The sequence below is a fragment of the Paraburkholderia sp. J11-2 genome (assembly GCF_905220185.1).
Taxonomy (GTDB): domain Bacteria; phylum Pseudomonadota; class Gammaproteobacteria; order Burkholderiales; family Burkholderiaceae; genus Paraburkholderia.
This window is the reverse complement of the sequence record NZ_CAJMYY010000001.1, coordinates 304,484-329,117: the sequence shown is the minus strand read 5'-3', so window position 1 is coordinate 329,117 and position 24,634 is coordinate 304,484. Positions and strand designations below refer to the sequence as shown.

The window sequence follows — 24,634 nt, the reverse complement described above, 5'->3', positions numbered from 1 at the left end:
GCAAAAGACGGACAAAATCGGCACAACACAATAAACAGCGCAGCAAACAGGGACGCGACACACAAGCTAACGAACATCGCATCGCGCATCGTCTGCGCGCCCCAGGCGCGCGGATTGCTCCACCAGCATCGCGTGCATGCAGTACCTCGCAAACGGCTTGACTCCCAGCCTGGAAGGCGAAGGAGGAACCCATGCAAGTGACTGTCAACGGCATCGATACGCACTATGTCTTCGACGACAGGAGCGGTGGGCCCGCGCTGGCGTTCATTCATCAACTGGGCGGCGACCTTGGCGTGTGGGACACGCTCGCCGGACATTTCCGCCATCGTCACAGCGTGCTGCGCTATGACGTGCGCGGGCATGGCGCAAGTGCGGTCGCAAGCGAGCCCTTCGGCTTCGTGGATCTCGCCGCCGACCTCGATGCGCTTTTCGACGCAACGGGTGTCGAGCATGCCCATCTCGTTGGCATGTCGATGGGCGGCATGATCGCGCAGCAGTTCGCGCTCGATTACCCCGAACGCGTAACGACGCTCACGCTTTGCGACACGGCGAGCCATACGCCGGCACAAGCGCGCGAAACGTGGAACGAGCGCGCCGCCACCGTGCGCAGCGACGGTCTTGGCGCGCTCGTCGACGCGACGATGGCGCGCTGGTTCACCGCCGACTTCCGGCACACGCATGCGCCGACTGTCGAGCGAATTTGTGACGTTTTATTACGGACCCCTGCAGAAGGCTATGCGATGGCCTGCGAGGCGCTACGCGATTTCGACGTGGAAAAGAGGCTCGCACAACTGCGCGTGCCGACGCTCGCCGTGGCAGGCCGCCATGACAGCGGCACGCCGATGGCCATGACGCAGGCGCTGGCAAGAGCGATAGAAGGGTCGCATTTCGTGGTGCTCGATGCCGCGCATCTGGCCCCGGTAGAGGAGTCTCACCGTTTCACCGCGTTGCTCGAAACGTTTCTCAAGCAGTTGGTCTAAGCAGTTCGAAGTAATAGTTCGAAGCAAATGCATCATGGCAGTGGCAGCAGACGCAGTTGAGAAGTGAAGTATAAAAAGGGAGAGCAGTCCACATAAGAGGTGATGCGGGACCCACCCCTTGAATTCCAGAACGAACGCTCCAAGTATTGACCGAGAAGGTCAGGGAGCACAGGAAAAAGGAGTGTCGCCATGCAAATGATCTACAACAGTCCCAACTATTGCGTCGTCGAGTTCCCACCGCAGGACGGCCACAGCGCCATGCGCGCAGGCGGCTACGAGATCGTCGACAAAAACGCACGCCGCGAGATCTTCATCGACGGCGTGATGGCGGCACGTTTTCGCGAAGACGTGCAAAAACTGATGGACGCAGACCAGTCGCTCGACGAAGTCGACGAATTCCTCGGACAGTTCGACAGCCTCATGCAGCAACCCGTTGTGCTTCACTGACGCTAGCGCACCCCGCGGCACTCAACGCGCAGCGTCCTTCACACGAAACCCCGCCCGGCTTGCCTGGCGGGGTTTTCTTTTGGCCGCTTCGTTTGCCCTTGCGCGCACGCCGCCACGGTTGCTCGCGCGCGACGCCGCGGGCAGCGGCCCATTGCCGCAGCGGCTACAATATGAGGTTTCCCAGTTCAACCGGCACCACGCCCGCCCGCGATCCATGAACCAGCCCGCAGCCCTTGCCTCGCGCCCCGCCGGGGACGCCAAATACACGCGCGGCGCAGCGCTTCCCGCGCTGCTCGCCTCGCGTATCGTGATCCTCGACGGCGCAATGGGCACGATGATCCAGCGCTACAAGCTCGACGAAGCGGCATACCGCGGCGAGCGCTTCAAGGACTACCCGCGCGACATCAAGGGCAACAACGAGCTGCTCTCGCTTACGCAACCGCAGATCATCAGCGAGATTCACGAGCAGTATCTTGCGGCGGGCGCGGACATCATCGAGACCAACACGTTCGGCGCGACCACGGTGGCTCAGGACGACTACGGCATGGGCGAGCTGGCCGTCGAGATGAACATCGAGTCGGCGAAACTCGCGCGCGCCGCGTGCGAGAAGTATTCGACGCCGGACAAGCCGCGCTTCGCCGCAGGCGCAATCGGACCGACGCCGAAAACAGCGAGCATCTCGCCCGACGTGAACGATCCGGGCGCGCGCAACGTCACGTTCGAAGAGCTTCGCCGCGCGTACTACGAACAGGCGAAGGCGCTCATGGATGGCGGCTGCGACCTCTTTCTCGTCGAGACGATCTTCGACACGCTCAACGCCAAGGCCGCGCTCTTCGCGCTCGACCAGCTCTTCGAAGACACGGGCGAGAATCTGCCGATCATGATCTCGGGCACCGTCACCGACGCCTCGGGCCGTATTCTCTCGGGCCAGACCGTCGAGGCGTTCTGGAACTCGCTGCGCCACGCGAAGCCGCTCACGTTCGGCCTGAACTGCGCGCTGGGCGCGGCGCTCATGCGTCCGTACATCGCCGAGCTTGCGAAGCTGTGCGACACGTACGTCTCGTGCTATCCGAACGCGGGCCTGCCCAATCCGATGAGCGACACGGGCTTCGACGAAACGCCCGCCGACACCTCGACGCTGCTCAAGGAGTTCGCAAGCGCCGGTCTCGTGAACGTGGCGGGTGGCTGCTGCGGCACGACGCCCGAGCACATCGCGGCCATCGCCCGGGCGCTCGCTGAAATCAAGCCGCGCCGCTGGCCCGGCCAGTACCGCGACGCCGCCTGAGAACACGTTCGACCGCTGCTTCCGAGTCCCGCTCCAAACAACATACGATCCGGTCCCACGCCATGACTGACCATACCCTGCGCCTTTCCGGCCTCGAACCCTTCAACGTGACCGAAGGCACGCTGTTCATCAACGTGGGCGAGCGCACCAACGTGACCGGCTCGAAGGCCTTCGCGCGGATGATCCTCAACGGCCAGTTCGACGAGGCGCTCGCGGTTGCGCGCCAGCAGGTCGAAAACGGCGCGCAGGTCATCGACGTCAACATGGACGAAGCCATGCTCGACTCGAAGGCGGCGATGGTGCGCTTCATGAACCTCATCGCCTCCGAGCCCGACATCGCGCGCGTGCCGATCATGATCGACTCGTCGAAGTGGGACGTGATCGAGGCGGGCTTGCAGTGCGTGCAGGGCAAGGCCATCGTCAACTCGATCTCGCTCAAGGAAGGCAAGGAGCAGTTCGTGCATCACGCGAAGCTGATTCGCCGCTACGGCGCGGCGAGCGTGGTGATGGCGTTCGACGAGCAGGGCCAGGCCGACACGTTCGCGCGCAAGACCGAGATCTGCAAGCGCTCCTACGACATCCTCGTGAACGAAGCGGGCTTTGCACCCGAGGACATCATCTTCGACCCGAACATCTTCGCGGTGGCAACGGGCATCGAAGAGCACAACAACTACGCGGTGGACTTCATCGAAGCCACGCGCTGGATCAAGCAGAACCTGCCCTACGCGAAGGTGAGCGGCGGCGTGTCGAACGTGTCGTTCTCGTTCCGCGGCAACGACCCGGTGCGCGAGGCCATCCACACGGTGTTCCTCTATCACGCCATCCAGGCGGGCATGGACATGGGCATCGTCAACGCGGGCCAGCTCGGCGTGTACGCCGACCTCGACGCCGAGTTGCGCGAGCGCGTGGAAGACGTGGTGCTCAACCGCCGCGACGACGCGACTGACCGTCTGCTCGAAATCGCCGACAAGTTCAAGGCCGGCGCCGCGAAGAAGGAAGAGAACCTCGAGTGGCGCAACCAGCCCGTCGAGAAGCGTCTCGCGCACGCGCTCGTGCACGGCATCACGAACTTCATCGTCGAGGACACCGAAGAAGCGCGCGAGAAGATCATGGGCGACGGCGGCCGGCCGATCAACGTGATCGAAGGCCCGCTCATGGACGGCATGAACATCGTCGGCGACCTGTTCGGCCAGGGCAAGATGTTCCTGCCGCAGGTCGTGAAGTCGGCGCGCGTGATGAAGCAGGCCGTGGCGCACCTGATTCCGTTCATCGAGGAAGAAAAGCGCCTGCTCGCCGAATCGGGCGCCGACGTGCGCGCGAAAGGCAAGATCGTCATCGCGACCGTGAAGGGCGACGTGCACGACATCGGCAAGAACATCGTGTCGGTCGTGCTCCAGTGCAATAACTTCGAAGTGGTCAACATGGGCGTGATGGTCCCGTGCAACGAGATTCTCGCGAAGGCGAAGGTCGAAGGCGCGGATATCGTCGGCCTCTCGGGGCTCATTACGCCCTCGCTCGAGGAAATGGCCTACGTCGCGAGCGAAATGCAGCGCGACGACTATTTCCGCGTGAAGAAGATTCCGCTGCTGATCGGCGGCGCGACCACCTCGCGCGTGCATACCGCGGTGAAGATCGCGCCGCACTACGAAGGCCCGGTCGTGTACGTGCCGGACGCGTCGCGCTCGGTTTCCGTGGCGTCGAGCCTGCTTTCGGACGAAGGCGCGACGAAGTACATCGACGAACTGAAGACCGACTACGAGCGCATTCGCGAGCAGCACGCCAACAAGAAGGCGCAACCGCTCGTGACGCTCGAAGAAGCGCGCGCGAACAAGACGAAGATCGACTGGGCGAACTTCCAGCCCGTGAAGCCGAAGTTCATCGGCCGCCGCGTGTTCAGGAACTTCGACCTGAACGAACTGGCGAACTATATCGACTGGGGTCCGTTCTTCCAGACGTGGGATCTCGCAGGTCCCTATCCGCAGATCCTCAACGACGAGATCGTGGGCGAGTCGGCGCGCCGCGTGTTTTCCGACGCGAAGTCGATGCTTGCGCGCCTGATCCAGGGCCGCTGGCTGCAGGCCAACGGCGTGATCGCGCTGCTGCCCGCCAACACGGTCAACGACGACGACATCGAAATCTATACCGACGAATCGCGCAGCGAAGTCGCGCTCACGTGGCGCAATCTGCGCCAGCAGTCGGTGCGCCCCGTGGTGGACGGCGTGATGCGCCCGAACCGGTCGCTTGCCGATTTCATCGCGCCGAAGGACTCGGGCGTGGCCGACTACATCGGCATGTTCGCGGTCACGGCGGGCATTGGCGTGGACGCGAAGGAAGCGCAGTTCGAGAAGGACCACGACGACTACAGCGCGATCATGCTCAAGGCGCTCGCCGACCGCTTCGCGGAAGCGTACGCCGAAGCGATGCACGCGCGCGTGCGCCGCGACCTGTGGGGCTATGCGGCCAGCGAAACGCTCGACAACGACGCGCTGATCGCCGAGAAGTACGCGGGCATTCGCCCGGCTCCCGGCTACCCGGCCTGCCCGGACCACCTCGTGAAGCGCGACATGTTCGACTTCCTGCAGGCGGGCGAAGTCGGCATGAGCGTGACGGAATCGCTCGCCATGCTGCCGGCTGCGAGCGTTTCGGGCTTCTACCTCGCGCACCCGGACAGCACGTACTTCTCGGTGGGCAAGATCGGCCAGGACCAGCTCGCCGACTACGCGCGCCGCATGTCGCTCTCCGACGAGGACGCCCGCCGCGCGCTCGCGCCGCAGCTTTAAGCTTCAATTCACAGACGGTACTGCGCGCCGCCCTTGTGCGGCGCGCTTCTTCCTGCTGCGCCCCTCCGCTTCACTACCCCCGTTGTCACCGCCCGACATACGCCATCCGGCAAGGTGAAAATTACGCGCGCGCAATTTTTCGGCTTTGTAAGATGGCCCGGCAAGACCCTCGTATGACCCGGCAGCACCTGCATGACGCCCGGCCACACGCGGCAACGCCGCGCCGGCTCGATCATCAGCAAATCCTTAAAACGCAAAATCGAAGCAACCTCGACGGAGAAATCGTATGAAGAAGCTGATGTTGATGTTGACCGCCTTCGGCGTGGCGGCGCTTGCGCAGCCGTCGTTCGCCCAGCCGGCCGCGCCGGAGCAGGCGAGCCCGGTAACGTCGTATTCGGCGCCCACCGAAAAGCACGTGAAGAAGCCGAAGAAAAAGAAGGTGAAGAAGTCGGAGGCCTCCGCTGCCGAGCCGGCGGCCGCCAGCGAGTAACGTGCGCCTAAGGTGAACAAAAGCAAAGAGCCCGCAACATTGCGGGCTCTTTGCTTTTGGAGCATCGGATCAGGCGGGGGTGCCCAGGCGGGCACCACAAGCTAGCCAGCGCGCGTATTGGACGCAGCGCGACCACGCGCTTCCACGCTCAGGGACATCGAACAGGAAGCTCAAATGCCCCACAGAACGTCGTTGTCTTCCTTCTTCGCGGCGCGCAGCATGTCGAGGAAAGGAAAGGCGCGTTGCGCGAGGCCGACCGGCAGTTCGTGATGGGCGTGGTCGTCCTCGCCTTCGTGAAAGTGGCCTTCCTGCTCGTGGCGCTCTTTCTTGTCCGTGGCGATAGCCGCTTCGAGCTTGCTGATGGCGGTGTCGAGTTCGTCGTGGGTAATCACCCCGCGCGGACCGAGCCGCTTGCCAATGATGCCGAGAAGGTACTGTGCGAGGTTCTCCAGCATCGTGACGTCAGGCGCCGCGTGACATTTGAAAGTAACCAGCATGTCTGTTCCCTTTATGATTTTTTCGGATCTGCGCGTGACGTTCAGCCCTGCGAAGCCTGATGGGCCAAGGCGGCCCGTGTCGCGCTACCTCATTTCACATATTAGCACCTGCTAAAATCCGTCAGGACGGAATTACCCGCAGGGCGCGGCACCCGGACGTTCTGGCGTCGAAGACGCCGCCACGCCGCCTGCCGCAACGAGGCCGCCCGCGCATTGGCGCACGGTAGGCGGCCTGCCGCAAGGCTGACGCGCCCTCACCCGTATTCGGCGGTCCACGCCGGCAGCCAGAGGCCACATGCCTGAAGCGCCGGCCCCGCATCCCATTACCCGCACAGGACTTGCAACCAGCATGCTGCCCGCACAGAAACACACCCTGGAGACCCTGCTCGCGCAAGCCGTAGCCCAGGTGGCGAAGGCCACCGAAGGCGCGAGCGAAGCCGCATTCGTCGTGCCCGCGATCACGCTCGAGCGCCCGAAAGTCGCCGCGCACGGCGACGTCGCCTGCAACGTCGCGATGCAGCTCGCCAAGCCCATGCGCGCGAACCCGCGCCAGCTCGCCCAGCAGATCGTCGACGCCGTGCTCGCCCAGCCCGAGGCCGCAGGCCTCGTCGAGGCGGCCGAAGTGGCCGGCCCCGGCTTCATCAACCTGCGTCTCACCGCGAACGCGAAGCGCGCCGTGATCGGCGCCGTGTTCGAGCAGGGCGAGGCATTCGGCCGTTCGCAGCGCGAAGCCGGCCGGCACGTGCTCGTCGAGTTCGTCTCGGCCAATCCCACGGGCCCGCTGCACGTAGGCCACGGCCGTCAGGCCGCGCTCGGCGACGCCATCTCGAACGTGCTCGCCTCGCAGGGCTACGACGTGCATCGCGAGTTCTACTACAACGACGCGGGCGTGCAGATCGGCAACCTCGCCGTCTCCACCCAGGCGCGCGCACGCGGCTTCAAGCCCGGCGACGCCGAGTGGCCCGAAGCCGCCTACAACGGCGAATACATCGCCGACATCGCGCGCGACTATCTCGCGGGCGAAACCGTCGCGGCCAAGGACGGCGAGCCCGTCACGGGCGAGAAGGATCCGGAGAACCTCGAAGCGATCCGCCGCTTCGCCGTGGCCTATCTGCGCCACGAGCAGGATCTCGATTTGCAGGCGTTCGGCGTGAAGTTCGATCGCTACTACCTCGAGTCGTCGCTGTACACGGAAGGCCGCGTCGAGAAGACCGTCGAGGCGCTGGTCGCGTCGGGCGAGACCTACGAGCAGGAAGGCGCGCTGTGGCTCAAGACCACGGACTACGGTGACGACAAGGACCGCGTGATGCGCAAGTCCGACGGCACCTACACCTACTTCCTGCCGGATGTGGCCTACCACGTCACGAAGTGGGAGCGCGGCTTCACGAAGGTCATCAATATCCAGGGCTCCGATCACCACGGCACCATTGCACGCGTGCGCGCGGGCCTGCAGGCGCTCGGCATCGGCATTCCGAAGGGATACCCCGACTACGTGCTGCACAAGATGGTGACGGTGATGCGCGACGGCCAGGAGGTGAAGATCTCCAAGCGCGCGGGCAGCTACGTAACGGTGCGCGACCTGATCGAATGGTCGGGCGGCGCGAACCCCGGCAGCGAAGTTTCGCCGGACCTGCTCGACGAGGCCACCATCCGCCGCGGCCGCGACGCGGTGCGGTTCTTCCTGATCTCGCGCAAGGCCGACACCGAATTCGTGTTCGACATCGACCTCGCGCTGAAGGAAAACGACGAAAACCCGGTGTACTACGTGCAGTACGCGCATGCGCGCATCTCGTCGATCCTCGGCGACTGGCAGGGCAAGTTCGGCGGCAATCTGGCCGCGCTGCCCATGGTCGATCTCGCGCCGCTGTCGAGCGAGCGCGCGCTCGCGCTCATCGCGAAACTCGGCGAGTTCCCCGACATGCTCACGCATGCCGCCAGCGAACTCGCGCCGCACGCGGTGGCGTTCTACCTGCGCGAACTCGCCGCTGAGTTTCACTCGTTCTACAATGCCGAACGCGTTCTCGTCGACGCCGCCGCCGAGCGCGACGCCCGCGTCGCCCTCCTCGCGGCCACGCGCCGGGTGCTCGCGAACGGCCTGGCCGTGATCGGCGTATCCGCGCCGGAGCGCATGTAACGAGACGCGCGAGACCCGCGCACAGAAACATGTTTGGGGCCGCCGCCTCGCGCGGACGGCCATTCCAGGATTCTCTTGTTTGCAGGTGATTCAGACGATGGCAAAACCGCGCCGCACTACAAAACAGCAGTCGAAGCAGTCCGGGGGAACCTTTCTCGGCATCGTGCTGGGCCTGATCGTCGGCCTTGCGATCGCGGTGGTGGTGGCGCTCTACATCACGCGCGCGCCCACGCCGTTCGTCTCGAAGGTCGCGCCGCCGGCCGCCTCCGACGTCAGCCAGAACAACGAGCAGGTCGACCCGAACCGCGCGCTGCAGGGCAAGTCGCCTGGCCAGCCGGTGCCGCAGGCGGCGCAAAGCACGCCGCCCAACACGGCGCCGGGCCAGACCACGAACCAGTCGCAGTCCTCGGGCATGCTCGAAGAGCCGCAAATCGTCGAAGTGCCGCCCTCGGGTGCGAACAACAACAGCGCCAATGGCGTGGCCGTCGCGCCGCAGCCGTCGACGGGTGAAACCGTCACGGGCGGCACGGCCATCGCGAAGAAGCCGCAGTCGGCCAGCAACTCGAACAGCGCGACCAACCCGGCGCAGATTCTCGCGGGCAACCAGCCGCAGAAGCCCGCCAACGCGGTGCCGACGCCCCCGGCCGCCAAGCCCGGCAGCGCCACGCCCGCACCGGGCGACGCCAACACCGGCTACTTCCTGCAAGTGGGCGCGTACAAGACTTCCGGCGACGCCGAGCAGCAGCGCGCACGCCTCGCGTTCCAGGGGTTCGAGTCGAAGGTGACGCAGCGCGACGCCGGCGGTGTGACGTACTATCGCGTGCGCATCGGTCCGTTCACGAAGTTCGACGACATGAACTCGACGCGTCAGCGCCTGTCCGATGCCGGTATCGATACCGCCGTCATCCGCTTCACGAAGCAGTAATCGCCGTTCCGCGCCGCGCAGCCCGCGGCGCGGCGTCCTCTACGAGCAGCACCCCGGCAGCACCCCGGCAACAACCCGGCAACAACCAGGCAACACCCAGGCAAAACTCGCGCAGCACCCGCCCGCGCCTCGTTCGCGCGAACGGCGTCCTGCGGCAAACAACCGGCCGCCGCCGGTCCAAGAACAGTGGATTCCTACGCCATGAAACGACTTCTCGGTACGCTTTTTCTCTCGCTTTCGCTGATCGCCGGCGTCGCACACGCCTCCGCCGACGCCCCCGTGGCCGGCAAGGACTACACGGTCCTGAAAACGCCTCAGGCGCTCGACGTGCCTGCGGGCAAGATCGAGGTGATCGAGTTCTTCTGGTACGGCTGCCCGCACTGCAACGCGTTCGACCCGTTCCTCGAATCGTGGATCAAGAAGCAAGGACCGGACGTCGTGTTCAAGCGCGTGCCGGTGGCATTCCGTGACGATTTCATCCCGCATTCGAAGATGTACTACGCGCTCGACGCGCTCGGCCTCGCCCAGAAGCTCACGCCGGTCGTGTTCCACGAAATCCACGTGAACAAGAACTACCTGCTCACGCCGGAAGAGCAGGCGAAGTTCCTCGCCACGCAGGGCGTCGATTCGAAGAAGTACATGGAAGCGTACAACTCGTTCTCGACGCAGAGCGCGCTGCAGCGTGACAAGGCCCTGCTCGATTCGTACAAGATCGACGGCGTGCCGACCATCGCCATCCAGGGCAAGTACGAAACCGGTCCGGCCATGGTCCAGGGTCCGGAAGACAAGGCGCTGCCGGGCACGCTGCAGGTGATGGACTTCATCGTCTCGCAGGTCCGTTCGAAGAAGATGTAATGCACAGCGCCATGCAAGACGCGCCACTGAAGGTCTTCATCACCGGCGCGTCGAGCGGCATTGGCGCCGCGCTCGCCGCCGAATACGCGCGGCAGGGCGCCGTACTCGGGCTCGTCGCGCGCCGCGGCGAAGCCCTTGCCGGCTTCCGGCAGTCCCACCCCGATCACCCCATCTCCATCTATCCCGCCGACGTGCGCGACGCCGATGCGCTCGCCGCCGCCGCGCGCGACTTCATCGCACAGCACGGCATGCCCGACATCGTCATCGCCAACGCGGGCGTGAGCCGCGGCGTGCTGACGGGCGAAGGCGACCTCGCCACGTTCCGCGATGTGATGGACACCAACTACTTCGGCATGGTCGCCACCTTCGAGCCGTTCGCCTCCGCCATGGCGAAAGCGAAACGCGGCACGCTGGTGGGCATTGCGAGCGTGGCGGGCGTGCGCGGGCTGCCGGGCTCGGGCGCATACAGCGCCTCGAAGGCCGCAGCACTCGCTTATCTCGAAGCGCTGCGTGTGGAAATGCGTCCGTTCGGCGTGCCGGTGGTCACGATCGCGCCCGGCTATATCCGCACGCCCATGACGGCGAAGAACCCCTACCGCATGCCCTTCCTGATGGATGCGGACCAGTTCGCGGCAAAGGCCGCGCAAGCCATCGCGCGCGGCACCGCGTTCGCGGTGTTCCCCTGGCCGATGCGCGTGGCCGCCACGATGCTGCGCGCGCTGCCGCGCTGGGTCTACGACCGCGTGTTCGAAAAGGCGCCGCGCAAGCCGCGCACCGCGAGCCACTGAGGCTCGTCTCATGGCGCGGGCCGCCTCCTGGCCCGCGCGCCGGACACTCGCACGGCGAGCCCATGCCATATGGGTATGTGGATTAAATTGTTGTCTCGGCATTTTCCCTTCGATAAGCTTGCCTCGTCCGGGCGCCCTTCCTGGCCTTCCCGCCTCTCCCGAATCAAACCAAGCCGCAAACAAAACGGGGCGCCGCCCGCCACCGAAGAACCACGGAGATCCCATGCGCTTTACCTCGCCCACCGCGCGCGCGCTTGTACCAGGCGTACCTGGAGTATCTGGACTCGTGCTCGCAGCCGCGCTTGGCGCCGCCTGCGCGTTCGCGGCCACGCCCGCGCTCGCCAAGCCGCTGACGGTCTGCACCGAGTCGAGCCCTGATGGCTTCGACGTCGTGCAGTTCAACTCGCTCGTCACGACCAACGCTTCCGCCGACGTCATCTTCAATTCGCTCGTGGCCTACGACGAAGCGCAAAAGAAGGTCGTGCCCTCGCTCGCGGACAAGTGGGATGTGAGCGCCGACGGCCTGACCTACACGTTCCATCTGCGGCCCAACGTGGCGTTCCAGACGACCGAATGGTTCAAGCCCACGCGCGCGCTCGACGCCGACGACGTGGTCTTCACGTTCGAGCGCATGCTCGACGCGAACAATCCGTGGCACAAGGTGGCTGGCGCGAGCGGCTTCCCGCACGCGCAGTCGATGGGCCTCGTGAAGCTCGTGAAGTCGGTCACGAAGGTCGATGCGAACACGGTCAAGTTCGAGCTCAACGAGCCGAACGCCACGTTCCTCTCGATCCTCACGATGGGCTTCGCGTCGATCTATTCGTCCGAGTACGCCGACCAGTTGCTCAAGGCCGGCAAGCAGGTCGACCTCAACGCGAAGCCGGTGGGCACGGGCCCGTTCGTGCTCAAGAGCTACACGAAAGACGCGCTGATCCGCTACGACGTGAACCCGGCCTACTGGGGGCCGAAGCCGAAGGTAGACCGCCTGATCTACGCGATCACGCCCGACGCCGCCGTGCGCGCGCAGAAGGTGAAGGCCGGCGAATGCCAGATCGCGCTCTCGCCCAAGCCCCAGGACGTGAGCGCGGCGAAGCAGGACAGCGCGCTCAAGGTGGTGGAAACGCCCGCGTTCATGACGGCATTCGTTGCGCTCAACACGCAGAAGAAGCCGCTCGACAACCAGAAGGTGCGCCAGGCGCTGAACATGGCGTTCGACCGCACCACCTACCTGAAGACGGTGTTCGACAACACGGCCACGCCCGCGACAAACCCGTGGCCGCCCATCACCTGGGGCTACGACAAGTCGATCCAGCCGTACCCGTATGACCCGGCGAAGGCGAAGCAACTGCTCGCCGACGCGGGCTTGGCGGGCGGCTTCTCGACGACGCTCTGGGTGCGCCCGAACGGCAGCGTGCTGAACCCGAACCCGCGCGCGGGCGCCGAGCTGCTGCAGGCCGATTTCGCGAAGATCGGCGTGAAGGCCGAGATCAAGGTGATCGAGTGGGGCGAGCTGATCAAGCAAGCGAAGCAGGGCCAGCACGACACGCTTTTCATGGGCTGGGCCGGCGACAACGGCGACCCCGACAACTATCTCTCGCCGCTCTTTAGCTGCAATGCGGTGCAGTCGGGCATCAACTTCGCGCGCTTTTGCGATCCGCAGCTCGACAAGCTGATCGCCGACGGCAAGGCCACCGCCGATCAGGCCAAGCGCGTGAAGTTCTACGAAACCGCCCAGCAGATCATCCACGACCAGGCGCTGTGGATTCCGCTTGGCTACCCGACCGCCGCCGCGATCACGCGTACGAACGTGAGCGGCTATCAGGTGAGCCCGTTCGGCCGCCAGAACTTCGCAAGCGTCGCGGTGCAGTAACGGCAGCATTCACTGCGAGTGCGAGCCGGGCGTTTCGCGCCCGGCTCGCCGATTACAGACCTGCCCTGACGATCACGAATTGAAACACCGCCGCATGCGCGAAACATGCGAGAGCCCCGCCACAGGCGGGCGCGCGACCTTTCCTCCCATTACCGCCCGTAAAATTCGCGCGCAGTTTGTTGCAGTTTGGTAACTCAAGCGGGCGAGCGCCTGGCTACATTGAACCCAACGAATCTTCAACCGAAGGGGCTCAAAATGAAAACCAAACTCTTTGCCGCACTGGGTGCTGGAGCGCTTGTCCTGGCCGCCTCGCAAACCGCGATGGCCGGTGTGGTAGTCGGCCTGAATGTCGGCGTGCCCGCTCCGGTTTATGTTGCACCCGCGCCGGTGTATGTCGCGCCACAGCCGGTTTATGTCGCGCCGCGTCCGGTCTACGTCGCGCCGCCCGTGCGCGTGGGCTACGCGCCGCCGACTATCGTGGTCGGCTGGCACGGCGACCGCTACTGGGACGGCCATCGCTGGTACGGCCGCCGCGATGGGTACGGCCGTCGCGGCTGGTACTAAGCCGGTTTAGCGCTGCAACCGGCGCCACAAACGAAAACGCCTCGCAGATGATTTGCGAGGCGTTTTTTCGTGCGCGGGGGAAGAGAGTTACTTGCGGTCCGCCACGATCTGATCGAACGTGCCGCCGTCGGCGAAATGCGTGGCCTGCGCGTTCTGCCAGCTGCCGAACACCTGCTCGACCGTGAATGTCTTGATCGGCTTGAACTCGCTTGCGTGCTTCGCGAGCACGGCGGCATCGCGCGGACGCAGATGGTGCTGCGCGATGATCTCCTGTGCGGCGGGCGAATACAGATAGTCGAGATATGCCTGCGCGGTCTTGCGCGTGCCGCGCTTGTCCACGACCTTGTCGACGATCGTCACCGGCGGCTCCGCCAGCAAGCTCACCGAGGGATAGACCGCTTCGAAGTCCTTCGCACCCACGCCCGTATCGATGAGCGCCACTTCGTTTTCGAAGGTCACGAGCACGTCGCCGATGCCGCGTTGCGTGAACGTCGTCGTTGCGCCCCGGCCGCCCGCGTCGAGCACCGGCACGTTCTTCAGCAGGGCGCGCTCGAAGTCGAGCGCCTGCGCGTCGCTTGCGCCTTGTTGCTTGCGGTAGCCCCACGCGGCCAGATACGCGTAGCGGCCATTGCCCGAGGTCTTCGGGTTGGCGATCACGACCTGCACGCCGGGCTTCGCGAGATCGTCCCAGTCCTTGATGTGTTTGGGATTGCCCTTGCGCACGAGGAACACCATCGTCGTCGTATAGGGCGCGCTCGCGTCGGGCAGACGCGTACGCCAGTTCGCGGGCACGAGATGGCCCTGCTGCGCGAGCAGGTCGATGTCGTTGGGCTGGTTCATCGTCACGACATCGGCTTGCAGACCTTGCAGCACCGAGAGCGCCTGCGCGCTCGAAGCGCCGTGCGACTGCTTGATCGACAGGGTCTCGCCGGTCTTCTTCTGATAGTCGGCGATGAAGCTCGCGTTGATGTCCTTGTACAGCTCGCGCGTCACGTCGTACGAGACGTTCAAGAGCGACGTTTCGGCATGCGCCGCCGCCGCGCTCAATGCGATGATGCCCGCGCCGAGCCAGCGCGCCGTGCGTCCCAAACCTGCCATGGTGATCCCCGTCTGTCGTTGAAAGGCGTTTCGGCCTGCTTGCGTGATTTTCGTAAGCAGGCCGAACGCTCGATTCTAGCGAGCCGGGACGCACGGCTTATACCGATGCGAGCTTTGCTATTCGGCTTTCGTGCTAAGCGTGCGAAGTGTGCTTAATGCGCTGTCACGCCATGATGTGCGCGCCGCCGTCGATGTACACGGTGTTGCCGCTCATGCGGCGCGCGTAGCGCGTGGCCAGATACGCGGTGGCATAACCCACGTCCATGATGTCGACGAGTTCGCCAAGTGGCGCGCGGTCCACGGCCTCCGCGAGCATGCGGTCGAAGTCGGGCAGGCCCGAGGCCGCGCGCGTCTTGAGCGGCCCCGGCGAGATGGCGTGCACGCGAATGCCGAGCGGCCCGAGTTCAAACGCGAGATAGCGGCACGACGCTTCGAGCGCCGCCTTCACCGGGCCCATGAGGTTGTAGTTGGGCACGACGCGGTTCGCGCCGTCGTAGCTCATGGCGAACAGTGTGCCGCCGTGCGGCATGAGCGGTGCGGCGCGCCTGGCCATACGGATGAACGAGTGGCACGACACGTCCATCGCATAGGCGAAGCCCTGCGCCGACGAATCGAGCAAACCGCCCTGCAGATCTTCCTTCGGCGCATAGGCGATGGAGTGCAGCACGATGTCGAGCGCGCCCCACGTGTCGTGCACGGCATCGAACACGGCATCCAGTTGCCCGTCCTCCTCGACGTTCAGCGGCAGCAGCAACTGCGCACCCAGTTCGTTGGCGAGCGGTTCGACGTAGGGCCTGGCCTTGTCGTTGAGATAGGTGATGGCGAGTTGCGCGCCAAGATCGGCAAATGCGCGGGCGCAGCCGTAAGCGATTGAATCCGCGTTCGCGATGCCGGTGACGAGCGCGCGCATGCCGGCAAGCGGCCGTTCGGGAGGGGTATGCATGGCTGACCTCGCAGTGGATGACGGCCTGTGATGGCTGCGGATGCAGTTGCCGATCTGGCGGCCGATGTGCCGGCATCAAAACGACGCGCCGCATCGGCGGGGATGCGGCGCGTCGAGGCGACACTGGAATGGACTGCTCTTTGCTCTTCCTTACTCGCCCGCGCTGCGCGTCGCGCGGCGGCGCGTGGCCGTCGCGCCCGCGGCGCGCGTAGCGGTGGGCGTAGACGCCGCGCGCGAGCGGCGCGCCGCCGATTTGGCGGCAGCCGGCGCCTTCTTCGCTTCGGCCGGTTCCGCCGCCTTCACCTTCACGCCGGCGCGCGCCGCACGAATGTGTTTTGCCGGGGCCGCGCTTTCGCTCGCTGCGGCGGCCTTCGCGCGGGAGGCCCTCGCGGGACCCGCCGGCGCTTCAAGTTCATCAGCTTGTGCGGCGGCGGATGCCTTGACGCCCGGCTCCAGGCTAGTGTCGCCCGCCGCACCGCCGCCAGCGCCAGAAACGCCGCCGCCATCCGACGACGACCCGCCGCCATCGAGCGGCGGCAAGCCCGTCTTCTCGCTGCCCGGCTCGACGCCCAGCGCGCGCTGCACGTCGCGATAGCGCTCGCGCCGCTCGCCTTCGAGCGGCCCGGACACGGTCGCGATGCGGTACACGGCCGCGAGCAGCGCGCGGCGCAACTTCATGTCGGGCACGATCTCGGGCAAGGCCTCGATCGCCGCCTGCGGGTCGAGTTGCACGATCGCGCCCTGGCGGCGCGCCGCTTCCTTGAGCTCGGCAATGCTCGGCTGACGATCCCCGAGATACTCGCGCGCGAGTTCACGCATGCGCTGGAACGGCCGGTACTGCACGGTATGCATTTCGTCGACGATGTACGCGGCAATGCGCATGAACGCGTCGACGAGCGTGCCCTTCGTGAGGTGTGCGCGCGCCGCGCGCAGGCGGTACTGCGCAAGTTCCTTGCGCAGCGCCATGAGCGGCGGCGCAATCGGCTCGAGCGGCTGGTTCGGCGTCACGCCCACCCAGGCCTGCACCCACGGCGCGGTGTAGACGTTGTAGAAGGTGCTTTCGATCCAGGCGTCGCGCGCGTCGCGGTACGCGTCCAACGACGCCTCGATGGTGGCCGAAGCCTGCTTTTCGAGCAGCGTGAACGGATTGTCGGGGGCGACCGGCTTGCGATGTTCCCGCACCGCTTGCGCGACGGCAGGCAGCACGCCCAGCGCGGGGTTCGCGTCGCTGATCACGCTGCGCTCCACGCGCGACGGGTGCGACTCGCGCAGCGCATGCGCGCTGTACGCATTGCTCGACGCGCGCACGAACGGCGAAACGACCAGGTCATAGAGACGCTGGTTGTTTTCCGCAAAACGGCGCACCACTTCGAAGGGCTGCTCGTCGTCGCGGCCGTCGTCGAGCGAGAGAATGTCTTCGATCGTGCGGCGCTCGAAGCGGATCTCGTAGCGCCCTTCGAGCGCTTCGAGCCGCCCGGCTTCCGGCGTCGAGTCGGTGATCTTCGCTTCGTAAAGGCCCGGTGGCAGCACGTCGATCAGGTCGAGCGCCGAGAATAGTTCGGTGTGCTCCTTATTGGCCACGCTCGCCGAAACGAAGATGCCGAGGTGCCCCACCTTGTCGTGCAGGCAGTACACGATCACCTGCTCGTTGGCGACGATCTCGTCGACGCTCGCATACAGGTCGGGAATCCAGTTCAGCGCCTGCTGCGGCGGCGTGATGTTGTCGCCCCAGGAGGCGAGCACGATGATCGGCGTGCGGATGTTGCGCAGATCCACCGGCGAACGCGCGTTCTTCGCGAACACTTCGTTGCGCGTGAGGTGATTGCCCACGAACAGGTTTTGCACGATCCAGTCGATCTCGGCGCGGTTCAACTGGAAATGGCCGCCCCACCAGCGCTCGAATTCGAGGAAGCGCTCGCGCTCGGAATCGACCCTCGAATAGAGGTTGTAGAGCTTGCCCCAGTACGTGTTGGCCGGATTCAGGTACTCGAAGTTCTGCACGAGATACGCGCCGTCGAAGCGGCCGTCGCCGAGATCCGCGGCGAGCGACGACATCCACGAGCCGCCCAGCATGCCGCCCGAATAGCGCATGGGGTTCTTGCCGCGCACGCCGGCCCAGTACGACAGCGGCGAGCCGGCGAGCATGAGCGGGCCGACCAGCGCGGGCGCGGAAGCCGCGAGCAGCGCCGCGGCCCAGCCGCCCTGGCAGTTGCCGATGATGAACGGCAGACCGTCCGCGTCGGGATGCAGGTCGCGCACGCGTTGCACGAACACGCCCTCGGCCTGCGCGACCGACTGGATCGTCTGCGTTTCGCAGGGCACCGGGAAGAAGGTCACGAAGTAGCACGGGTGCCCCTTGCGCAGCGCGATGCCGACTTCGCTGTCCATCTTGAACCCGGCAATGCCGGGGCCGTGGCCCGCACGCGGATCGATCACGACGAACGGGCGCATGCGCGGGTCGGTCGGCACGCCCTCTTCGGGCTTGATGCGCAGGAGAGCGTAGTTGCAGGGATCGTCGAGTTCGCGGCCGTCGACAACCACTTCGTAGTCGAACGCGAGCACGGGCGGCATGCCCGCCTGCTCGTGCACATACGTCTGGTTGCCGCGCTCGCGCAGCACGTCGAGGAACAGGACGCTGCGCTGCCAGGCGTCGTAGAGGTAGTCGTAGAGCGGTTGCGCGGGCATAGGCGTGGCCTGCGCCGACTCGATGGCCTGGGTGACAACCGAAGAGACAGCCGAAGCCGCTTCGGTCAGCGGCGTGCGGGGCGATGACGCCTCGTCGGACGCGCCCGCGAGGGGCCAGAAAGACGCGAAGGGCCAGAAAGACGCGCCCGATGCGAGTGCGGGCAAAAAGGAAAACGGCGACGAAAGCTGCGGCGAGGAGGGGGAAACTGCCACGAGACGAATCTCCTTTAAGGGAGCGCCTGCTCGCCTCGCGGCAAGCAAGCGCCAGGCCGGCGCGGGTTGTGGACGCGCGCCTTCACGACGGATGGCGCGCGAGGCCTGACCGTTGCCCGCGCCGCCCTCGCGCGGGCGGCATTGCGGACGACGGGGCCGGCAAAGATATTCACGGCGGACATGCACGGCCGCGCGCGCGTTCCTTGCGCCTCGCGGCCGCGACATGAAAAGAGCCAGATCATGTTGCACTGCGGCATCTAAAAAGTTAGGCGGCGACATGCCGAAAGTCAAGGCACACCGCGGCCCCAAGTGCCTGCTCCATGATCACCCCGCGCTGTGAACGAAGCGTGACAGGCGCGCCGGACAACGCTTCGCGTGGCGTGTCACGATGTCGCGGCACGCTGGCGCGCATCTGGCCGACTGCGTCACTCACGCTGGTCTACACTGTTACGGCTTTGCGCGCCGCAGCATGGTTCGAACGCAGTGGTTCAAACGCAGGTCCTCGTGGAGACCGCCATGACGTCATCGCCCGACAAGTATTCGGTTCTGCTCGCCCGTTGCGGCGGCCTCGCGCCCGTGCCCACCGCCGTAGCGCATCCGTGCGACGTGTCCTCGCTCACGGGCGCGCTCGACGCCGCCAACCTCGGCTTGATCGTGCCGATCCTGGTGGGCCCCGAAGCGAAGATCCGCGCGGTGGCCGAGGAAGCCGACCTGCGCCTCGACGGCATCACCATCATCGACGCGCCGCACAGCCACGCCGCCGCCGAACTCGCGGTGCGCGCCGTGCGCGAAGGCGAGGCCGAACTGCTCATGAAGGGCAGCCTGCACAGCGACGAGCTGCTGCACGAAGTCGCGCTCGGCGCGAACGGCCTGCGCACCGAGCGCCGCCTCTCGCACGTGTTCGCGATGGACGTGCCGTCGTACCACAAGCCGATCTTCATTACGGACGCGGCCGTCAACATCTTCCCGAAGCTCGCCGACAAGGCCGACATCGTGCGCAACGCGATCGATCTCGTGCAGGCGCTGGGCGTCGGCACGCCCAAGGTCGCCATTCTCGGCGCGGTCGAAACCGTGTCCGAAAAGATGCCCTCCACCATCGACGCCGCCGCGCTCTGCAAGATGGCCGACCGCGGCCAGATCACGGGCGGCCTGCTCGACGGGCCGCTTGCCTTCGACAACGCGATCAGCGCCGAGGCCGCGCGCATCAAGGGCATCACCTCGCCCGTGGCCGGCGACCCCGACATCCTGCTCGTGCCCGACCTCGAAGCGGGCAACATGCTCGCCAAGCAACTCACCTTCCTTGCCGGTGCAGAAGCGGCCGGCATCGTCCTCGGCGCGCGCGTGCCGATCATCCTCACGAGCCGCGCCGACAGCGTGCGCTCGCGCATCGGCAGCTGCGCGATCGCCGTGCTGCTCGCACACGCACGGCGCGCGCGCAAAGCGACGGAGATCCTGTGAGCAGCGTCCAAGCCCAGCCGGCCGATCAAGGCCATGTCGTGCTCGTCGTGAATGCGGGTTCGTCGAGCATCAAGTGTTCGGTGTATCGCGTGATCGAAGACGACCACGTGGAAGGCGGTGCGCGCGCGCTGCATGGCGCGGGCGGCCAGATCGAGGGCATCGGCGTCGCGCCGCGCGTGGTCGCGCATATGGCCGACGGTCGCCTGATCGTCGACGAGAAGTTTCCGGTCGCCCAGGTCGCCGATCACGACGCCGCGTTTCGGCTTCTGCGCCTCGTGCTCGCCGTGGGACTGCGCGACACGCCGCCCGCCGCGATCGGTCACCGCGTGGTTCACGGCGGCGCGCGCTACGCCGACGCCGTGCTCATCAACGACGAAGTGATCCAGGAGCTCGATGCCCTCACGCCGCTCGCCCCCCTGCATCAGCCGCACAATCTCGCCGCGATTCGCGCGGTGCGCCAGGCCGCGCCCGAACTGCCGCAGGTCGCGTGCTTCGACACCGCGTTCCATGCGGGCAACGACATCATGGCGCAGCTTTTCGCACTGCCCTACAGCTATTACGGCGAGGGCGTGCGGCGCTACGGCTTTCATGGCCTCTCATACGAGTACATCGCCAAGCACATGCATCAGGTCGCGCCCGACATTGCGCGCGGGCGCGTGATCGTCGCGCACCTGGGCAACGGCGCGAGCCTGTGCGCGATGAAGGACGGCAAGAGCGTGGAGACGACCATGGGCCTCACCGCGCTCGACGGCCTGCCCATGGGCACGCGCTGCGGCGCGCTCGACGCGGGCGCCGTGCTCTGGATGATCGCGAAGGGCATGGATTACCACGCCATCGAGAAGGTGCTGTATCAGGAGTCGGGCCTCAAGGGCTTGTCGGGACTGAGCAGCGACATGCGTGAGCTGCTCGCGAGCGGCAGCGACCGGGCGAAGCTCGCGATCGACTTCTATACGTATCGCATCGCACAGGAGGTGGGCAAGCTCGCGGTGGTGCTGGGCGGCCTCGATGGCCTCGTGTTCACGGCGGGCATTGGCGAACACGCCGCGCCCATACGCGCGCAGGTGTGCGAACGGCTCGCGCCGATTTTCGGCACCGTGCTCGACGCGCAAGCCAACGAGGTGGGCAGCAGTCAGGGCAATGAACGGGTGAGCGCGCGCGAAAGCCGCGTGCCGGTATTCGCGATCCGCACCGACGAAGAAGGGATGATCGCACTCCACACGGCGCGGTTGTTGCGCTCAGCGCTCAAGCACTGAGCGCAAGGAACGCTGAACCGCAGTTTGCTGCGGCTCGGCTCAGGCGTACGCCGGACCGCTCTGGTCGAACGCCTCGTCGCGCAGCCGCCCTGGTGCTGCGCCGTGGATCAGCGTATCGACGAAATACTTGGCGCGCGGCCATGGGCCGAAGCCTGCCGCCGTGTTGATGTGTCCTGCATCGCCGAGGTTCACGAACGTGCTGCCCAACTGCTGCGCAAGCGCGCGGGCGCCTTCGAGCGGCATCCACGGATCGGTTTCGCTGCCGATGAGGATGGACGGCACGGGAAGCTGCCGCGCCTCGAATGCGCCGGCAAAGCGGAACTTCTCAGGACTCGCGGGCGCGACGAACAGCACGCCCGCAATGTCGGCGCCGTTTTCCCCCAGCACCCCCGTATGCAGCGCATGCGCCGTCACAAGGCAGCCGAAGCTGTGCGCGGCCAGCAGGAACGGCCCGCGCTCCCCGGCGAGCCGCCGCGCGAGCGCCGCACCCCAAACCGCGAGATCCGGCGCGTCCCAATCGTCCTGCTCCGCGCGCAGCGAGCGCGCGAACTGCCGTTCGAGCCAGCTCTGCCAGTGAGCGCCGTCGCTGCCGTGCAGGCCCGGCACGGTGACGAGGCGGGGCGGCCAACGCATTTGCGCGCACGAAAGCATGATTTTTTCCTCGCTGGAACACGGCGTGAAGGGATTGTGGCTTGCAAGCCGCGCGCGCCGAACCAATTTTTTTTGCTTAGCTTTTCCGCGCCCTCGCAGCGGCCCGGCGGGAGGCACGCCGCGCCGCGATTTGCCCGGCGGCCGCAGGCCCGAAAAAGTAGAATGGTGCCAGTGCACGCGGCGCTACCGTGCCGTTGGCAGCCACACCCGCATACCAGGGACAGGTTCACCCATCATGAAGATCATTTTCTGGTTCCCGCAGACCGACGCCTCCACATGGCTGCACGGCCTCGCGCGCGCCCTGCCCGACGCCGAGTTGCGCGAGTGGCAGCCCGGCGACACCGATCCCGCCGATTACGCAGTCGTCTGGCACCCGCCGCGCGAGCTTTTCGGCGTGCCGGGCCTGCGCGCCATCTTCAATCTGGGCGCGGGCGTCGACGCGATCCTCGCCCACGAACGCGAGCGGCCGGGCACACTGCCGGGCACCGCCATGCTCGTGCGGCTCGAAGACTCGGGCATGGGCCGGCAAATGAGCGAGTACGTGCAGCACGCCGTGCTGCGCTACCTGCGCCGCTTCGACGAATACGCGCTCGCGCAGGCGCGCCGCGAATGGCACGTGCTCGCGCCGCATCCGCACGAAACCTTCACGGTCGGCGTGCTCGGCCTTGGCGTGCTGGGCGCGCAGGTCGCGCACGCGGTCGCCGCGCTCGGCGTGCCGGTGCGCGGCTTTTCGCGCAGCGCGAAGACGATCGCGGGCATCGAAACGTTTTCGGGCGAGCTGCATAGCGAGCAGTTCGACGCTTTCCTCGACGGCGTCAAGGTGCTCGTGAACCTGCTGCCCGCCACGCCCGACACCGAAAGCGTGCTCAACGCGCGCACCTTCGGCAAGCTCCCGCGCGGCGCGTATCTGGTGAACGTGGCGCGCGGCACGCATCTGGACGAACAGGACCTGCTCGACGCGCTCGCCAACGGCACGCTCGCGGCGGCCACGCTCGACGTGTTCCGCGAAGAGCCGCTACCGCCCGATCATCTCTTCTGGCGCGAGCCGCGCATCACGATCACGCCGCACAGTTCGGCGCTCACGTTGCGCGACGAAGCGATTTCGCAGGTCGCCGACAAGATCGGCGCGCTCGCTCGCGGCGAAACCGTGAGCGGCGTGGTGCACGTCGGGCGCGGTTACTGAACGCGAGAACATCGAAGCATCGCAAGGCATTTCAAATATTCGTTGGAGACACGGCAATGGCATTACCCACCGCAGTGAAGATCGTCGAAGTCGGGCCGCGCGACGGCCTGCAAAACGAGAAGGAATTCGTTCCCACCGCCACGAAGATCGAGCTCATCAACCGGCTATCGGCCGCTGGCTTTCCGAACATCGAAGCCGCCTCGTTCGTCTCGCCCAAGTGGGTCCCGCAGATGGCCGACGGCGCCGAAGTCATGGCCGGCATCGAGCGCCGCGCGGGCGCGATCTACTCGGTCCTCACGCCGAATTTGCGCGGCTTCGAAGGCGCGCTCGCCGCGCGTGCGGACGAAATCGTGATCTTCGGCGCAGCGAGCGAGGCGTTCTCGCAGAAGAACATCAACTGCTCGATCGCGGAAAGCATCGAGCGCTTTGCGCCCGTGGCCCAAGCCGCGAAGGAACACGGCGTGCGCATTCGCGGCAGCGTGTCGTGCTCGCTCGGTTGCCCGTACCAGGGCGAAGTACCGGTCGCTTCGGTCGTCGACGTGGTGGAGCGCTTCGCGGCGCTCGGCTGCGATGAGATCGACATTGCCGACACCATCGGCGTGGGCACGGCCAGGCGCGTGCACGAAGTGTTCGAAGCGGTGACGAAGGTGTTTCCGCGCGAGCGGCTCTCGGGCCACTTCCACGACACCTACGGCCAGGCGCTCGCCAACATCTACGCGGCGCTCGAAGAAGGCATCGCGATTTTCCACGCGTCGGTCGCGGGGCTTGGCGGCTGCCCGTACGCGAAGGGCGCCACGGGCAACGTCGCGACCGAAGACGTGCTGTACCTCATGAACGGCCTCGGCATTCAAACCGGCATCGACCTGAACCAGGTGGTGGCGGCGGGCGACTTCATCTCGACGGCTATCGGCCGGGCGAACGTCTCGCGCGCGGGCAAGGCGTTGCTCGCGAAAGCGCGCAGCGAAGCCGCCTGCTCGTGAAGCGCGATGCATCGACTATCGAATCGCAGTACGAAGGAAATCAACTCATGACGGAAACCCTCGACAACCTCGACGCCCTGCCTGACTCCGCGCGCCGTGTGGCCCTGATGCTGCGCGAGCGCGGCCACGCCAAGCCGGTCGTGATGCTGCCGGAAACCGGCAAGACTTCCGCCGAAGCCGCCGCGGGCCTTGGCTGCGAAGTCGCGCAGATCGCCAAGTCGATCCTGTTCCGCCGCCGCAAAGACGATGCGCCCGTGCTCGTGATCGCGAGCGGCGCAAACCGCGTGGACGAAAAGAAAGTGGCTGCGCACGTGGGCGAAATCGGCCGCGCCGACGCGAAGTTCGTGCGCGAGAAAACCGGCTACGCGATTGGCGGCGTGTGCCCGATCGGCCACGCCACGACGCCCGTCACGCTGATCGACGCCGATCTGTTCGAACTCGAAAGCCTGTGGGCCGCTGCAGGCCATCCGCATGCGGTGTTCAACCTCTCGCCGCAGGAGCTGGAAGCGCTGACCGGCGCGCCCGTGGTGGACGTCGCGCTGCGCGACGCGTGAG

Annotated in this window: 21 protein-coding genes; 16 read left to right on the top strand and 5 right to left on the bottom strand. The window is 66.1% G+C overall.

Features of this window, described 5'->3' with window-relative positions:
* The first annotated feature begins 191 nt into the window (after nucleotides 1–191).
* The 5 genes from pcaD (at nucleotide 192) to U5A57_RS01465 (ending at nucleotide 5,982) form a co-directional block, all read left to right on the top strand.
* Nucleotides 192–980, top strand: a complete 789-nt coding sequence (gene pcaD / locus U5A57_RS01485; protein WP_321907530.1) for a 3-oxoadipate enol-lactonase — start codon at nucleotides 192–194, stop codon at nucleotides 978–980.
* A gap of 189 nt (nucleotides 981–1,169) precedes the next feature.
* Nucleotides 1,170–1,427, top strand: a complete 258-nt coding sequence (locus tag U5A57_RS01480; RefSeq protein WP_158756783.1) for a DUF3567 domain-containing protein — start codon at nucleotides 1,170–1,172, stop codon at nucleotides 1,425–1,427.
* A 214-nt stretch (nucleotides 1,428–1,641) separates the two neighbouring features.
* Nucleotides 1,642–2,712, top strand: coding sequence for a homocysteine S-methyltransferase family protein (locus U5A57_RS01475; RefSeq protein WP_321907528.1), 1,071 nt, complete (start codon nucleotides 1,642–1,644; stop codon nucleotides 2,710–2,712).
* On the top strand, nucleotides 2,682–5,492 hold the full coding sequence (gene metH / locus U5A57_RS01470) for a methionine synthase (RefSeq protein WP_321907810.1): 2,811 nt from the start codon (nucleotides 2,682–2,684) through the stop codon (nucleotides 5,490–5,492). The genes U5A57_RS01475 and metH overlap by 31 nt, the downstream gene beginning before the upstream one ends.
* A gap of 286 nt (nucleotides 5,493–5,778) precedes the next feature.
* A complete protein-coding gene (locus U5A57_RS01465; RefSeq protein WP_321907527.1) occupies nucleotides 5,779–5,982 on the top strand; it encodes an acid-shock protein in 204 nt (67 codons plus the stop codon).
* Nucleotides 5,983–6,152: 170 nt separating this feature from the next.
* On the opposite strand, the gene U5A57_RS01460 is transcribed toward U5A57_RS01465, so the two are convergent.
* Nucleotides 6,153–6,479, bottom strand: coding sequence for a DUF1840 domain-containing protein (locus tag U5A57_RS01460; RefSeq protein WP_321907526.1), 327 nt, complete (start codon nucleotides 6,477–6,479; stop codon nucleotides 6,153–6,155).
* Nucleotides 6,480–6,828: 349 nt separating this feature from the next.
* On the opposite strand from U5A57_RS01460, the gene argS reads away from it, so the two are divergent.
* From argS to U5A57_RS01430, 6 genes are all read left to right on the top strand, one after another.
* Nucleotides 6,829–8,613: an arginine--tRNA ligase gene (gene argS, locus U5A57_RS01455; RefSeq protein WP_321907524.1), complete on the top strand. Its 1,785-nt coding sequence runs from the start codon at nucleotides 6,829–6,831 to the stop codon at nucleotides 8,611–8,613.
* Nucleotides 8,614–8,692: 79 nt separating this feature from the next.
* Complete coding sequence (locus U5A57_RS01450; protein WP_321907523.1) at nucleotides 8,693–9,538, top strand: SPOR domain-containing protein; 846 nt, start codon at nucleotides 8,693–8,695, stop codon at nucleotides 9,536–9,538.
* 201 nt (nucleotides 9,539–9,739) lie between these two features.
* Entirely contained in the window at nucleotides 9,740–10,393 is a 654-nt protein-coding gene (locus U5A57_RS01445) for a thiol:disulfide interchange protein DsbA/DsbL (RefSeq protein ID WP_321907522.1), read from the top strand.
* Between the two features lie 11 nt (nucleotides 10,394–10,404).
* Nucleotides 10,405–11,181, top strand: a complete 777-nt coding sequence (locus tag U5A57_RS01440) for an SDR family oxidoreductase (RefSeq protein ID WP_321907520.1) — start codon at nucleotides 10,405–10,407, stop codon at nucleotides 11,179–11,181.
* 223 nt (nucleotides 11,182–11,404) lie between these two features.
* Entirely contained in the window at nucleotides 11,405–13,051 is a 1,647-nt protein-coding gene (locus tag U5A57_RS01435; protein ID WP_321907519.1) for an ABC transporter substrate-binding protein, read from the top strand.
* A 255-nt stretch (nucleotides 13,052–13,306) separates the two neighbouring features.
* Nucleotides 13,307–13,615 (top strand): hypothetical protein, encoded by a 309-nt coding sequence (locus U5A57_RS01430; RefSeq protein ID WP_321907517.1) that lies wholly within the window; start codon nucleotides 13,307–13,309, stop codon nucleotides 13,613–13,615.
* Nucleotides 13,616–13,702: 87 nt separating this feature from the next.
* On the opposite strand, the gene U5A57_RS01425 is transcribed toward U5A57_RS01430, so the two are convergent.
* From U5A57_RS01425 to U5A57_RS01415, 3 genes are all read right to left on the bottom strand, one after another.
* The gene (locus tag U5A57_RS01425; RefSeq protein ID WP_321907516.1) at nucleotides 13,703–14,713 is read right to left on the bottom strand and encodes a sulfate ABC transporter substrate-binding protein; all 1,011 of its coding nucleotides are present in this window, start codon (nucleotides 14,711–14,713) and stop codon (nucleotides 13,703–13,705) included.
* Nucleotides 14,714–14,876: 163 nt separating this feature from the next.
* The gene (fabI, locus tag U5A57_RS01420) at nucleotides 14,877–15,656 is read right to left on the bottom strand and encodes an enoyl-ACP reductase FabI (protein WP_321907514.1); all 780 of its coding nucleotides are present in this window, start codon (nucleotides 15,654–15,656) and stop codon (nucleotides 14,877–14,879) included.
* A 150-nt stretch (nucleotides 15,657–15,806) separates the two neighbouring features.
* On the bottom strand, nucleotides 15,807–18,554 hold the full coding sequence (locus U5A57_RS01415; protein ID WP_321907512.1) for a DUF3141 domain-containing protein: 2,748 nt from the start codon (nucleotides 18,552–18,554) through the stop codon (nucleotides 15,807–15,809).
* A gap of 516 nt (nucleotides 18,555–19,070) precedes the next feature.
* Here U5A57_RS01415 and U5A57_RS01410 point away from each other — a divergent pair.
* On the top strand, nucleotides 19,071–20,012 hold the full coding sequence (locus U5A57_RS01410) for a bifunctional enoyl-CoA hydratase/phosphate acetyltransferase (RefSeq protein ID WP_321907510.1): 942 nt from the start codon (nucleotides 19,071–19,073) through the stop codon (nucleotides 20,010–20,012).
* Nucleotides 20,009–21,265 carry an acetate/propionate family kinase gene (locus U5A57_RS01405; protein WP_321907509.1) on the top strand — a complete coding sequence of 419 codons (1,257 nt, stop codon included), beginning with the start codon at nucleotides 20,009–20,011 and terminating at the stop codon, nucleotides 21,263–21,265. The genes U5A57_RS01410 and U5A57_RS01405 overlap by 4 nt, the downstream gene beginning before the upstream one ends.
* A 39-nt stretch (nucleotides 21,266–21,304) precedes the next feature.
* Here the strand turns inward: U5A57_RS01405 and U5A57_RS01400 are convergent, their stop codons facing one another.
* Nucleotides 21,305–21,916, bottom strand: a complete 612-nt coding sequence (locus U5A57_RS01400; protein ID WP_321907507.1) for an alpha/beta hydrolase — start codon at nucleotides 21,914–21,916, stop codon at nucleotides 21,305–21,307.
* Between the two features lie 235 nt (nucleotides 21,917–22,151).
* Between U5A57_RS01400 and U5A57_RS01395 the strand changes: the two genes are divergently transcribed.
* From U5A57_RS01395 to U5A57_RS01385, 3 genes are read left to right on the top strand one after another with little or no spacing between them, the layout of a single operon-like run.
* Complete coding sequence (locus U5A57_RS01395) at nucleotides 22,152–23,099, top strand: glyoxylate/hydroxypyruvate reductase A (protein WP_321907505.1); 948 nt, start codon at nucleotides 22,152–22,154, stop codon at nucleotides 23,097–23,099.
* A 56-nt stretch (nucleotides 23,100–23,155) separates the two neighbouring features.
* Complete coding sequence (locus U5A57_RS01390; RefSeq protein WP_321907504.1) at nucleotides 23,156–24,079, top strand: hydroxymethylglutaryl-CoA lyase; 924 nt, start codon at nucleotides 23,156–23,158, stop codon at nucleotides 24,077–24,079.
* Nucleotides 24,080–24,126: 47 nt separating this feature from the next.
* Nucleotides 24,127–24,633, top strand: a complete 507-nt coding sequence (locus U5A57_RS01385) for a YbaK/EbsC family protein (protein WP_321907503.1) — start codon at nucleotides 24,127–24,129, stop codon at nucleotides 24,631–24,633.
* The last annotated feature ends 1 nt before the right edge of the window (nucleotide 24,634 follow it).

What these genes read in the sequence shown, in the direction of transcription:
- U5A57_RS01395 (WP_321907505.1), top strand. Translation starts at nt 22,152, where the DNA reads ATGAAGATCATTTTCTGGTTCCCGCAGACCGACGCCTCCACATGGCTG.
- U5A57_RS01410 (WP_321907510.1), top strand. Translation starts at nt 19,071, where the DNA reads ATGACGTCATCGCCCGACAAGTATTCGGTTCTGCTCGCCCGTTGCGGC.
- U5A57_RS01480 (WP_158756783.1), top strand. Translation starts at nt 1,170, where the DNA reads ATGCAAATGATCTACAACAGTCCCAACTATTGCGTCGTCGAGTTCCCA.
- U5A57_RS01445 (WP_321907522.1), top strand. Translation starts at nt 9,740, where the DNA reads ATGAAACGACTTCTCGGTACGCTTTTTCTCTCGCTTTCGCTGATCGCC.
- U5A57_RS01465 (WP_321907527.1), top strand. Translation starts at nt 5,779, where the DNA reads ATGAAGAAGCTGATGTTGATGTTGACCGCCTTCGGCGTGGCGGCGCTT.
- U5A57_RS01440 (WP_321907520.1), top strand. Translation starts at nt 10,405, where the DNA reads ATGCAAGACGCGCCACTGAAGGTCTTCATCACCGGCGCGTCGAGCGGC.
- U5A57_RS01430 (WP_321907517.1), top strand. Translation starts at nt 13,307, where the DNA reads ATGAAAACCAAACTCTTTGCCGCACTGGGTGCTGGAGCGCTTGTCCTG.
- U5A57_RS01385 (WP_321907503.1), top strand. Translation starts at nt 24,127, where the DNA reads ATGACGGAAACCCTCGACAACCTCGACGCCCTGCCTGACTCCGCGCGC.
- U5A57_RS01460 (WP_321907526.1), bottom strand. Translation starts at nt 6,479, where the DNA reads ATGCTGGTTACTTTCAAATGTCACGCGGCGCCTGACGTCACGATGCTG.
- argS (WP_321907524.1), top strand. Translation starts at nt 6,829, where the DNA reads ATGCTGCCCGCACAGAAACACACCCTGGAGACCCTGCTCGCGCAAGCC.
- U5A57_RS01390 (WP_321907504.1), top strand. Translation starts at nt 23,156, where the DNA reads ATGGCATTACCCACCGCAGTGAAGATCGTCGAAGTCGGGCCGCGCGAC.
- U5A57_RS01425 (WP_321907516.1), bottom strand. Translation starts at nt 14,713, where the DNA reads ATGGCAGGTTTGGGACGCACGGCGCGCTGGCTCGGCGCGGGCATCATC.
- pcaD (WP_321907530.1), top strand. Translation starts at nt 192, where the DNA reads ATGCAAGTGACTGTCAACGGCATCGATACGCACTATGTCTTCGACGAC.
- U5A57_RS01400 (WP_321907507.1), bottom strand. Translation starts at nt 21,916, where the DNA reads ATGCTTTCGTGCGCGCAAATGCGTTGGCCGCCCCGCCTCGTCACCGTG.
- U5A57_RS01475 (WP_321907528.1), top strand. Translation starts at nt 1,642, where the DNA reads ATGAACCAGCCCGCAGCCCTTGCCTCGCGCCCCGCCGGGGACGCCAAA.
- fabI (WP_321907514.1), bottom strand. Translation starts at nt 15,656, where the DNA reads ATGCATACCCCTCCCGAACGGCCGCTTGCCGGCATGCGCGCGCTCGTC.
- U5A57_RS01435 (WP_321907519.1), top strand. Translation starts at nt 11,405, where the DNA reads ATGCGCTTTACCTCGCCCACCGCGCGCGCGCTTGTACCAGGCGTACCT.